Consider the following 12854-nt stretch of genomic DNA (forward strand, 5'->3'; position numbering starts at 1 on the left):
AATAAAAGACTTGCTCTCTTTTTCATTATCATTCTCCTCTCAAATGGGATCTCTTTCCTTATACCTGTCTTATTCTAGTACAATAACAGGGGCTTTTCAAGCCTAAAAAGCAGATATTCAGCAAATCGTAAGAAACAGATCACCTGCTTTCTTTATTAAGGCACTTATACTTATACGCTATAAGAAACACACTACGCGAATTTCATAAGTTATCGCGGCAGTCGCCAATGACTCGTGCAAGCACGGACTTTGGCTCGTTGCTCGCGTAAATCAAAATTGATTCACTGAATCAATTATTGATATGCAATATAACGAAAAACAGATCAGAAGACTTCTTCTGATCTGTTCGATGTATTTATCTTTTTGCATCTGCATCCGTAGGATCCCAGTTCTGACTTGCCGGAATCTTAATAGTCGGTGCTTTGTCAAACGGTGTGTACTCGGTATCCGAAATATCAACTCTTGTGTACAGACCACAATTATCATAGATCCATTTTGCATCTCGTACACAAAGCCGTACACATCCATGGGATGCCGGCTGACCTAACATATTATAATTTCCAGCTGCCAGCGCATAAGTTGGATCCGGATTACTGCAGGCTACCGAATGGAACCAGTCACCATAATTATTAATCTGTGTTCCATATTTACCCCAAGACGATCCCATCAACTCTACTGGATTCTGTTTCTTCAGGGTTGCATAGGTTCCTGCATGTGTTGGTGTTCCTGCTTTACCTACCGAGCAGGTAAATGTTTTTACCGGAATACAATAATTACCGGTTTCATTTGCCGCATATACAGTAACCTGACACTTAACTCTGTTTACGGTAATTCTGTAGCTGGACTGTTTCCCAATCAGCTTGTCTACATCCTGTACCATTTTCCCATCTGTGCCAAAGTAGAATTTATAACCATCTACATATTTCCATCCGGTTGTCATGGCACCGTCTGCGCCAAAGTAATACCAGCTTCCATTAATTCTCTTCCAGGAATTTGTCAGTTTGCTTCCATCCGGTCTCTGATAGTACCAGGTATTTCCGGATTTCACCCAGTTGGCATTAGCATCCGGGTCATAATTAGGAATCCATTTTCCATCTGCTCCAACCCAGTAAGAACCAACCCAGGTGTTCGTCAGCATATCACCGTTTCCACCGACATAATAGTTACCGATCCAGCGATTGCTGTACATAGCACCACTTCCGCCAAAATAATACCATTTGTTGTTGATCAGATGCCAGCCGGCACCCATCATATCACCATTGCCCGGATTCAGGTAATACCAGGTTCCTCCCAGATTGATCCAACCGGTTGCCATCGCTCCGCTTCCCGTCAGATAATACCAGGTTCCTCCACGATTCAGCCAGCCGGTCTGCATCGCTCCGCTTCCATTGGAATAATACCATGCACCATTCACCTGATACCAGCCAATTTTCATATCACCATTGCCCGGGTTCAGGTAATACCAGGTTCCTCCCAGATTGATCCAACCGGTTGCCATCGCTCCGCTTCCCGTCAGATAATACCAGGTTCCTCCACGATTCAGCCAGCCGGTCTGCATCGCTCCGCTTCCATTGGCATAATACCATACACCTTTCACCTGATACCAGCCGGTTTTCATAGCACCGTTTTCCCCCATGTAGTACCAGGTTCCGCCAACATTGATCCAGCCGGTTGCCAGAGATCCGTTTCCATTTACCCAGTACCAGGTTCCGTTCAGCAGATACCAGCCGGTAGTACTTAACATTGCGCCGCTTCCATCACTGTAGAACAACTGTCCGGTTGCATCCTTATAGAATCCGGTGAGCATTCTTCCGTCTGCCGGATTCAGATAATACCACTTACCATTGATTACTCTCCAGCCGGTTGCCACCCTTCCGTTTTCGATCCAGTACCAGGCACCATTCATCTGCTGCCAATTATTTCCCAGCTGTCTTGCTGTTCCTGCCTGCACATCAAAATAATAGGCAACGCCGTTTACTGTCTGGAATCCGTTCTGTGGTACTCCTTCTGCATTCAGAAAATAGGTTTTTCCATTTATTCCTGTCTGCATACCGGTTTTCGAAGTATCTCTGCTTCCGTCAGCTTTCAGGAAATACCAGCTTCCGTTGATCTGCTGCCAGTTCACTTTAGAAGTGTCTCTGGTTCCATCGTTTTTCAGCATATACCATCTGTTTTCAATCTGATACCAGCCAGCATTCTGAATAGCCGCCACACCTTTGTCGGCTTTCATCCATACATTTTCAATCTGCACCCAGCCTGTTTTAGAAGTATCAATGGTTCCATCCTCTTTCAGATAATACCAGTCTTCTTCCGGCTGCTGCCATCCTGTTTTTTTTCCGGTATTTACCGCTTTTCCATCTGATCCCAGATAATGCCATGCACCGTTTTCATCTGCTTCCTGTGCCCAGCAATCTTTCAACATACTTCCAAGAGTATCTGTGGAAGGATCGTTTCCTTCTTTGGAAAAATAGTACAAACCCGGATCGAGTTTAACTGCTGACGGATCTGTTGCTGACGGATCTGTTGCTGAAGCATCCACTTTGACGTATCCGGTCGTCATATCACCGTCTTTATTAATATAGTATGTTTTTCCGTCATTGGTATAGAATGTGTCACGTGCATCACTCAGTTTTAACCGCCAGACCTCTCCACCATCAGTTTTATGTTTTTCCCATGTCGGTGCAACTTCTTTTTCTGCCCCGGCAGCATCTGCAGATTTTTCTTCATCCTGTATCTGTGGAATCTGAGCTGCATCTGTCTCATTTTCTTTCGATGCTTCCTGCTCTTGTTCATTCTCGACAGAATCCTGTGTAACAGTAGTACCTGTTACATTTTCTGCTGCTACCGCCGGAACAGCCACCGATAATGACAGTACAATTCCCAAAGCGAATAATATGCCTCTTCTCTTTTTCATCTGTTCCCCTCCTGTATTTTTCCGTACATACAAATGTACATTTTTTATTTATTGTATTATACTTATATTAATATTCTAATCATATTTCGTTACAGATTTCTTACATTTCCGTCTCTTTATGTGTTTTTTGGTTGCAGCCTTTTCTCCCCCACACCATTTTTCTTGACATTCCCTGAAAACTGCACTACAATCGTAACGTTATTATTGTGTTTTATTCACAGGAGGATTCTTTCGTTATGGTAAAGTCTGAGTTCGATGACTGCTTTCAAAACGGAAATTATGATGCGCTCCGTCCTTATCATGTAGACAATGCCATCATCCTTGCCGCCGGTATGTGTTCCCGGTTCAAACCTCTGTCTGATACGAAGCCTAAAGCTTTTCTGAAAGTCAAGGGAGAGATTCTTATTGAAAGGATGATCCGTCAGCTGATCGAGGCTGAGATTCCGGAAATCTATATCGTGGTTGGTCATCAAAAAGAAGCATTTTCTTATCTGGCAGAAAAATATGGTGTGTATCTGATTGAAAATACAGAGTATGCAGTCCGAAATAATCTTTCATCTATTTATGCCGCACGAAAAGTGCTGAAGAATTCCTATATCTGTTGTTCTGATCTGTACTGTATGGAAAATATTTTTGATTCTTATGTATATGAATCTTATTACGCCGGTACTTTTTCTTCAGAAAAAACAGACAAGTTATGTGTTACTACCGGTTTTAACGGAAAAATTTCCCGTATTCGAAAAGGTGGCAGCAATTGCTGGTATATGACCGGTCCCGCTTACTGGGATAATCAGTTTTCTGCCCGTTTCTGTGAACTGATGCAGAAAGAATACGATGACCCTGGCTCAAAAGACCTCAGTTGGGAAGCTTTTTACAGTAATCATCTGGACGAACTTTCCCTGACTCTTCGAAAATATCCAGAAGGTATTGTCCGGGAGTTTAACAGTCTCGATGAACTCTGTCTTTTCGATACTTCCTATATCCCCTACAGGGATTCGCTGAAAGCAACCTGATCGTTCCCTGATCATTTATCGCCTTTTATACGGGCAGGAACTCTCTCCGTATCTGTGTACACCGGAACGAGTATTGTCTGATTTTGTTTATCCTGCAATACCAATCTGCTGTTTTGCTTCCTGAAGTCGTTGCTCAAACTGACGGTAAAAATCCCGTTTTCCATCATAGGGTTTCTGATAAAACAGTGTCAGCAGATACAGATGAAGTTTCTTTACCAGTGCTTCCTGTGAAATCCCCTCCAACACCTTCCGGGCATCTTTCTGAAAATAGTGCCACTGTGCCACAAAGTTCTCATATCTTCCGATCTCTTCCACGCCCAGCCAGTTTTTGATCTTTACTTTGGACTTCGGCTCTTTTTTGCACTCATATATCTGAAGAAAATACTGAAATCCACCTTCACCGTCATAGCATCTTCCCAGTGGAAATAACCGACAGATCCCCGGGCGGATCGCATGGATGTTACAGCGGCCTTTTTCATTTAAAAACGGACACTGTTCTTCTTTTCCGGTCATCTTCATATTCGGCTGGATAAATCCGTCCACCACCTGAAGTTCCACACAGGTACTTAAAAGATCTTCAAACGTACATTCCAATCCTGTTGTCAGCCGGTAAATATCCATTGGATCCAGAAAAATCGAGTTTCCCATCCCCCGACAGCAGTCACAACACCCCTGACATTCACCGCATCCTGCCTTTACCATATCTTTATTTGTATATAATTTTCCATCAGATATTTTCTTTAAATCAATTTCTCTTTCCATAATTTCCTCATCTATTCTTTTTCTTGCGCCTTTGTTCTTTCCATATTATAATGAGTTCTGACAGCTGTAACAGCTGAAAAATGAAAAGAAAAAGGAGCGTTTATCATGTCAAATCCTGTTATTACGATCACAATGGAAAACGGTGATGTGATGAAGGGCGAACTCTATCCTGAAATCGCACCAAATACCGTCAACAACTTTATCAGCCTGGCAAACAAACATTTCTACGATGGAAAAATCTTTCATCGTGTCATTCCCGGTTTCATGATCCAGGGCGGATGCCCGGAGGGAACCGGTATGGGTGGTCCCGGATACTCCATCAAAGGAGAATTTGCACAGAATGGTTTTGCCAACGATCTGAAGCACACCCCTGGTGTTCTGTCCATGGCACGTGCCATGCATCCGGATTCTGCGGGAAGTCAGTTCTTCATCATGCATGAGACCTCCCCTCATCTGGATGGTGCTTATGCAGCCTTCGGTAAGATCACAGAAGGTCTTGATGTCATTGACAAAATCGCCAAAGTGCCAACTGATTTCCGTGACAGACCACTGGAAGATCAGGTGATTGCAACTATTGTAATCGACACACTGGGCGAGACTTATCCGGAACCGGTGACTGTTTAATCCGGAAGTTTCAAAACAATTGATCTGTCAAAACGCAGGGAAAACGTCGGTGTCATTTTCGGCACCGGCGTTTCTCACCCTCTCAGTTCATCCCCCATCAGTATCTTCCCGTTCCACACCGCATAATAGCAGCTATCCACAATCTCCTGACTGGCCCGTGCATTTGTTGCCTCTGTCAGCAATTTTTGAAAGTGTTCTGTCTCACTCATTGGAAGAAGTACCTGAAACCGTACTTTATCCGTATACTCAGACTCAAGCACCGGAATTTTATTTTCTCCGATCAGATACTGGATCTTTCCCACCCCGTTGTAATCCGTTCCGATCTCCAGGATATTTCCATACTGTTTTTCGATCAGATCACTCTGTGCCAGACCTTCCTGTACCGCCTTCGAATACGCACGTACAAGTCCTCCGGTTCCCAGAAGCGTTCCACCAAAGTATCTTGTTACCACAACCGCTGTGTTATACAGCTCTTCTCCGAGTAACACATCCAGCATGGGTTTTCCTGCTGTTCCACTTGGTTCTCCATCATCGCTGCATCGCACGCATTCTCTCCGCTCTCCGATCACATAGGCAAAACAGTTATGGGTGGCATTCCAGTACTTTTTCTTCATCTCTTCAATAAATGCCAGCGCTTCTTCTTCTGTCTCCACAAGACGTACCGTAGCAATAAAGCGGGATTTCTTTTCAATAATTTCCCCTTCTTTTCCACGATAGACTGTTTTATATCGCTCCAACATGGTAATTCTCCTTATAAGTATCATTCATTGTTTTTTTATTATAGGGGATTTTCCTTTCTGGATGCAAGGAAAATGTGAACTTTTTAATTCAGTCTTTTATTGAATTTTGAAATTTGCTATAATAAGCAGGATAAAGGAGGTACACAAATGAATTTTGGAAAAAATTCCACCCAGAAAAAGCGAAAACAACTGTCTTCCGCCTCCTCGAAAAGAGGAAAACGGGCGGGTGTCACTTTTCTGCGCATTCTGTTTCTGAGTTTTGCTGCAGTATGTGTGATCTTCTGTTGCATGGGGATTGGCGCCTTCCGTGCTATTCTCGATACTGCTCCGGATATCTCTGATGTAAACATCATGCCCAGTGGAAATGCCACCTTCGTGTATGATGCAGATGGTAATCAGCTTCAGAAACTGTCCGCTCCCAATGCCAACCGTATGTCGGTATCGATCAGCAAGATTCCGCTGAATATGCAGCATGCAATCGTTGCCATCGAGGATGAACGTTTTTACGAACATAATGGAATTGATATCCAGGGAATTTTACGTGCTTTTGTAAACGGTGTCTCCCATGGATTTCATTTTAATGAGGGCGCCAGTACTCTGACACAGCAGCTCCTGAAAAATAATGTATTTACCAACTGGACCAACGAAGGTAAGATCGAACGTTTCAAGCGTAAGATCCAGGAACAGTATCTGGCACTTCAGCTGGAAGCTTCCCTGACTGCCGAAGGAATGGATACCAAAAGTGTAATTCTGGAAAATTATCTGAATACCATCAATCTGTCTGCGGGAACTTATGGTGTTCAGGCCGCGGCTCAGCGCTATTTTGGAAAAAACAGTGAAGATCTGACACTTTCCGAATGTGCCGTACTTGCTGCGATCCCCCAGAATCCTTATGCATATAATCCGATTCGTTTTCCGGAAGAAAATGCAAAACGTCGCAAAAAGGTACTGACCAATATGCGGAATCAGGGATATATTTCCGAAGCAGAATATCAGGAAGCGCTTGCTGACAACGTCTATGAACGGATCCAGGAAACAGATTCTTCCCAGGAAACCGCTACCCCGTACTCTTATTTCATTGATGAACTGACCTCACAGATCATTACCGATCTGCAGGAACAGAAAGGCTATACAAAAGTACAGGCACAAAATGCACTTTACAGTGGTGGTCTTCGGATCTATACCACACAGGATCCGGCAATTCAGTCTATCCTGGATGAAGAATATCAAAATGAAGAAAACTTCCCGGCTCATATACAGCTCGGTATCGACTGGGCCCTGACAGTGCAGAAAGCAGACGGAACCATCCAGAACTATAGTAAAGAAATGATGAAACTATATTTCAAAGATCATGGAGAAGATAATTTTGATCTTTTATTTGACTCCGAAGAAGAAGCACAACACTATGTGGATGAATATAAAGCAGCCGTCGTTGGTGAAGGTGAAACTATTCTTGCCGAACGAATCAGCTTTGCTCCTCAGCCACAATCTTCTATGGTTATCATTGACCAGCACACCGGATATGTCAAAGCTCTGGTCGGAGGACGTGGTGAAAAGACTGCCAGTCTTACTCTGAACCGGGCAACCGATACCTACCGCCAGCCTGGTTCTACTTTCAAACCGCTGGCTGTTTACGGACCTGCTATCAATGATCTTGGACTTACTCTGGCAGACACTTATGTGGATCAGGCCATCACTTATGAGAATACAAACCGCCCGGTTAAAAATGCCTACAGCGGTTATCGCGGTACCATGACGATCCGTGATGCTCTCAAGTATTCCTGTAATACCATTGCCGTACAGTGCTTCCGTGATGTGACCCCACGACTTGGATATACGTATCTGAAAGATCTAGGGTTCGAAAAAGTTACCGATCACGAAGTAATCAACGGTCAGGTTTTCGATGACGCCAGAGAACCTACTGCCCTGGGCGGTATCACCAACGGTGTTTCCACATTGGAACTGACTGCTGCCTACGCTGCAATCGCTAACGGTGGTACTTACACCAAACCGGTATTTTATACCAAGATTCTGGATCAGAACGGGGATGTGGTACTGGAAAACAAACCAAAAACAACCGAAGTCTTCCGTGAAAGCACCGCTTATCTGCTCACAAGTGCTCTCGAAAGTGTTGTCAACGATGAGGGTGGTACCGGTAACGGTCTGAAACTGGATAATATGCCGGTAGCAGGTAAGACAGGTACAACTTCTGCAACCCGTGACGTGTGGTTTGCAGGTTTTACACCATATTACACCTGTGCCGTATGGGCAGGTTATGACACCAACGAATTTCTGGAAGATGACTGCAAATCTTTCCATAAAAACTTGTGGAAAAAGGTTATGGGCCGGATTCATGCGGATCTTCCTTATGTGGATTTCGAGATTCCTTCCACTGTAAAGCAGGCTACGATCTGTACCTCCAGCGGACTGCTGGCAGGTTCCGGATGCCCAACCCGTACAGAATATTTTGAAACTTCTACAATTCCTACTGTGCGGTGTACCCGCCATTATGTGGCTCCTACACCACCTCCATTGCCCTCACCGGAAGCAAGTCCTTCCGACTCTGAGATCAATACAGATGGTGATACCACTACCGGAGAAACCACAGATTCTGCGACCGGAGATGGCACAACAACAGATGCCGGTGCTGGCGCAACACCGTCGGATACCGGTGGCACCGATGCTGCACCACCGGATGCTTCTGCTCCGGCTGCAGGCGGTGATCCTGCCACTCCGGATACCGGCGGACAGGATGCAGCTCCGGCCGCCTGACAGATCCACATAACAGATGGAATCATAATTAGTCCACCGGACCGGTTATCGCGATACAATGCAACAAAAAGAACGGATACAATACCATGTTTTTCATGGATTTGTATCCGTTCTTTTTGTTATTCAGACGTAACTGTTCAGTACCATCACAGTGACTACTGAATAGTTACATTCAGACAACGATTTCATCTCATTGTTTGTTTTTATTTTCATCTAAGCGACTACCAGTTTTGCAGCTCCGTAGATTCCGGCATCGTTGTCCAGTTTTGCCAGAACGATCGGAGTGTCTTTACAGCTGATGAAAGCGTGTTCTTTGTAGTAGCCTGCCACTGCATCTATCAGAGGCTGACCTGCTTTGGATACACCACCACCAATAACAATTACTTCCGGGTCTACTACGCAGGTAAAAACAGCCAGTGCCGTTCCCAGATACTCGGCAAATTTATCTACGATCTGTTTTGCTACACTGTCGCCTTCTTTATATGCGTCAAAGATGGTTTTTGCACTGAAATTATCCAGATGCAGTTTTGTCTCAGCAGTATTTTCTGCCATGATTTTTTTACCGATTCTTACGATACCGGTAGCAGAAGCCAGCTGTTCCAGACAACCTTTATTTCCACAGTTACAGCTTTCGGTTTCTTCCGGTTCCACAAAGGCATGTCCGATTTCTCCACCTGCTCCATGTGCTCCGGTGACAATCTTACCGTCCACAATAATACCGCCGCCGACACCGGTTCCCAGTGTAGCCATGATCAGGTTCTTTGTACCTTCTCCACCGCCTTTCCACATCTCACCAAGAGCTGCAACGTTGGCATCATTTCCTACTTTTACCGGAATCTGATCCAGCAGTTTTTCCAGATCATCTGCCAGCATGGTATATCCCCAGTGCAGATTAACTGCCACCTGTACTTCTCTTTCTTTTACAACAGGTCCCGGAACACCTACACCCACACCGGTAACTTCTGTTTTTTCAATTCCTTTTTCTTCCATTTTTTTCAGGATCGTTTCTGCTACATCCGGAAGGATTGCTTTTCCATTTTCTTCTGTACGGGTTTTGATCTCCCATTTTTCCAGAAGTACACCTTCTGTTGTAAATAATCCGCATTTTACGGTTGTTCCTCCGATATCAATTCCAAAACAATAACTCATCTTTTTAGTCCTCCTTCTTTTTTGCCAGGTTCGCCTGTACACGGTTATACAGTTCCTGTGCCGCATTATATCCCATCTTTTTCTGACGGTGGTTGACTGCCGCAGATTCCACGATAACAGCCAGATTTCGACCCGGACGGATCGGCAGAGAATGGCACACCACTTTATTGCCAAGGATCTCTGTATATTCTTCTTTCAGTCCCAGACGGTCGTATTCTTTATCCCGGCTCCATTCTTCCAGTTTGATGACCAGATCGATGGACTGGGTATTTTTTACACTTTCCACACCAAACAGCGTCTTCACATCAATGATACCGATACCACGCAGTTCAATAAAATGCCGGGTGATATCCGGTGCAGTTCCCACCAGTTCCACATCACTGACTTTGCTGATCTCCACCACATCATCACTTACCAGACGATGACCGCGTTTGATCAGCTCCAGAGCTGCTTCACTCTTACCGATACCGCTCTCACCCATGATAAGAACACCTTCGCCATATACATCCACCAGTACACCATGAATGGAGATACACGGTGCCAGCTGTACATTCAGCCAGCGGATAATCTCTGCCATGAAATTGGATGTGGTTTTTTCGGTTACAAGAATCGGCACATTGTACTTTCTTCCCATATCCAGCATATCTTCATCCGGTTCCGTCATCGTCGTAAAGATCACACAGGGAATCTGTTTGGATACAAAATTCTCAAAACTGCGTTTTCGCTCTTCCGGATTCAGGTGCATCAAATAAGTATACTCTACATAACCGATAATCTGTACACGTTCAGAGGCAAAATGTTCAAAATATCCTGTCAGCTGAAGGGCCGGTCTGTTAATATCCGGAAGAGTGATGCGTACATGCTCCATGTCCACTTCCGGCGTAAGATTCTTCAGGTTCATTTCTTGAACCAGTTTGGTCAGTTTTACAGCCTTCATATCTCGCTCTCCTTTTTCAAAACTTTATAAATATCTTATCACATGAAACCTCAAACTGCAAGAAATCAACCATCAAGAATGAAAAAATTGGTACACTTTTTGTGCAGACTGCCGATTCATCGACGGAACATTGCCAAGTTCCTCTTCACTTGCCACCCGGATCTCCTCGATAGATTTGAAATATTTCATCAGTGCCTTTCTCCGTGTCGGCCCGATACCCTCAATATCATCCAGAATCGAATGGATCTGTCCCTTGCTTCGAAGCAGACGGTGATATTCAATAGCGAACCGATGCACTTCATCCTGGATCCTCGTAATCAGTTTAAACCCCTCACTGGTGTGACTGATAGGAATCTCATGCTCCTGATAGTACAGACCCCTTGTCCGGTGATTGTCATCTTTGACCATACCGCATACCGGAATCGTAAGCCCGAGTTCCGCCAGTACCTGTTCTGCCACATGCACCTGTCCCTTTCCACCATCCATCAGGATCAGGTCCGGGAACTGACTGAAACCACTGAATTCCTCTTCTTCTTTGTCTTTTTGTTCCTCAATTCCTCTCCGGAACCGCCTTGTCAGCACTTCTTCCATGCTGGCGTAATCGTCCGGTCCCTGTACAGATTTGATCTTAAACTTGCGATAATCGTTTCTTTTCGGTTTTCCTTTTTCATAAACCACCATGGAACCTACCGACTCAAATCCGCTGATGTTGGAGATATCATAGGACTCTACCCGCTGCAGACTGTCCAGTTCCAGAAGATCGCAGATTTCTTTCATAGCTCCGATTGTTCTTCCCTCTTCCCGTTTCAGTTTCTCCTTATCCTGGGTCAGTACCATTCGTGCATTCCTTGCTGCCAGTTCCACCAGTTTCTCTTTCGTTCCCTTTTTCGGCACCCTGATATGCACTTTCTGTCCCCGTTTTTTACTGAGCCACTCCTCCAGCACTTCAATCTCATCAATATCTCTTTGCAGCATCAGCTCTTTCGGGATAAACGGTGTCCCTGCATAGAACTGTTTCACAAAATTCAGAAGAATCTGCGATGGTGTGGCATCTGCTGCGATCCGCAGATAGAAATGATCTCTTCCGATCATTTTACCTTCCCGGATAAAAAACACCTGTACCACTGCATCTTCTTCATCCATCGCCATCGCGATCACATCCTTATCCTCTCCCTGACTTCCGGTGATCTTCTGACGCTCACCGATCTTCTGTACACTCTGCATCAGATCCAGATATTCCCCGGCCTCCTCAAAACGCAGCTCTTCTGATGCCGCAAGCATCTTCTCTTCGAGTTCTTTTAACAGTTTTTTATAATCCCCGTTCAAGAAATCCAGCACCCCCTCAATCTGCTTCTGATACTCCTCTTTGGAAATATACCCCTGACACGGTGCCTTACACTGTTTGATGTGATAATACAGGCAGGGGCGCTCCTTGCCGATATCCCGTGGCAGATTCCGGTTGCAGGTACGGACATGGTAGAGCTTGCGGATCAGCTCCATCGAATCCTTGACCGCATTGGAACTGGTGTACGGTCCGAAATATTTTGCTTTGTCCTTTTTCATCTGCCGCACAAACAGTACCCGTGGATATTCCTCATTAACCGTCACTTTCAGATACGGATAAGTTTTGTCGTCCTTGAGCATCGTGTTGTACTTCGGCCGGTGTTCCTTGATCAGGTTACACTCCAGCACCAGAGCCTCCAGCTCGGAATCTGTGATGATGTACTCAAACCGGGCGATCTGCTGCACCATCTGTTCTTTCTTGATTCCAAGATTTCTGCTGCTTTGAAAATACTGCCGGACCCTGTTTTTCAGACTGATGGCTTTTCCCACATAGATGATCGTATCTTTCGCATCGTGCATAATGTAAACTCCCGGTTTTCCCGGCAGTTTTTTCAGTTCTTCCTGTATATCAAACATAACCCCTGTTTTCCCTTCTTTCC

9 protein-coding genes are annotated in these 12854 nt (G+C 44.8%); 3 read left to right on the forward strand and 6 right to left on the reverse strand.

Annotated elements, in window-relative coordinates; all coding sequences use genetic code 11:
• Positions 1–355 precede the first annotated feature (355 nt).
• Complete coding sequence (locus MSA64_RS02910) at positions 356–2914, reverse strand: L,D-transpeptidase family protein (RefSeq protein ID WP_287890463.1); 2559 nt, start codon at positions 2912–2914, stop codon at positions 356–358.
• Positions 2915–3150: 236 nt separating this feature from the next.
• Between MSA64_RS02910 and MSA64_RS02915 the strand changes: the two genes are divergently transcribed.
• Entirely contained in the window at positions 3151–3927 is a 777-nt protein-coding gene (locus MSA64_RS02915) for an NTP transferase domain-containing protein (protein ID WP_022171642.1), read from the forward strand.
• An 87-nt stretch (positions 3928–4014) separates the two neighbouring features.
• Here the strand turns inward: MSA64_RS02915 and MSA64_RS02920 are convergent, their stop codons facing one another.
• Entirely contained in the window at positions 4015–4689 is a 675-nt protein-coding gene (locus MSA64_RS02920; protein ID WP_287890465.1) for a YkgJ family cysteine cluster protein, read from the reverse strand.
• A 105-nt stretch (positions 4690–4794) separates the two neighbouring features.
• Here MSA64_RS02920 and MSA64_RS02925 point away from each other — a divergent pair, with 105 nt between their 5' ends.
• Positions 4795–5313 carry a peptidylprolyl isomerase gene (locus tag MSA64_RS02925; RefSeq protein ID WP_022171644.1) on the forward strand — a complete coding sequence of 173 codons (519 nt, stop codon included), beginning with the start codon at positions 4795–4797 and terminating at the stop codon, positions 5311–5313.
• Between the two features lie 74 nt (positions 5314–5387).
• Here MSA64_RS02925 and MSA64_RS02930 read toward each other — a convergent pair whose 3' ends face one another.
• The gene (locus MSA64_RS02930; RefSeq protein ID WP_118315841.1) at positions 5388–6053 is read right to left on the reverse strand and encodes a YigZ family protein; all 666 of its coding nucleotides are present in this window, start codon (positions 6051–6053) and stop codon (positions 5388–5390) included.
• Positions 6054–6200: 147 nt separating this feature from the next.
• On the opposite strand from MSA64_RS02930, the gene MSA64_RS02935 reads away from it, so the two are divergent.
• Positions 6201–8825, forward strand: a complete 2625-nt coding sequence (locus MSA64_RS02935) for a transglycosylase domain-containing protein (RefSeq protein ID WP_205839891.1) — start codon at positions 6201–6203, stop codon at positions 8823–8825.
• Positions 8826–9038: 213 nt separating this feature from the next.
• Here MSA64_RS02935 and MSA64_RS02940 read toward each other — a convergent pair whose 3' ends face one another.
• The 3 genes from MSA64_RS02940 to uvrC form a co-directional block, all read right to left on the reverse strand.
• Positions 9039–9974: an ROK family glucokinase gene (locus MSA64_RS02940; RefSeq protein ID WP_118315839.1), complete on the reverse strand. Its 936-nt coding sequence runs from the start codon at positions 9972–9974 to the stop codon at positions 9039–9041.
• A gap of 4 nt (positions 9975–9978) precedes the next feature.
• Positions 9979–10911 (reverse strand): HPr(Ser) kinase/phosphatase, encoded by a 933-nt coding sequence (hprK, locus tag MSA64_RS02945; RefSeq protein WP_022171648.1) that lies wholly within the window; start codon positions 10909–10911, stop codon positions 9979–9981.
• Positions 10912–10983: 72 nt separating this feature from the next.
• A complete protein-coding gene (gene uvrC / locus MSA64_RS02950) occupies positions 10984–12831 on the reverse strand; it encodes an excinuclease ABC subunit UvrC (RefSeq protein ID WP_287890467.1) in 1848 nt (615 codons plus the stop codon).
• Positions 12832–12854 lie beyond the last annotated feature (23 nt).

It is taken from the genome of Oliverpabstia sp., assembly GCF_022785585.1.
Classification (GTDB): Bacteria; Bacillota; Clostridia; order Lachnospirales; family Lachnospiraceae; genus Oliverpabstia; species Oliverpabstia intestinalis.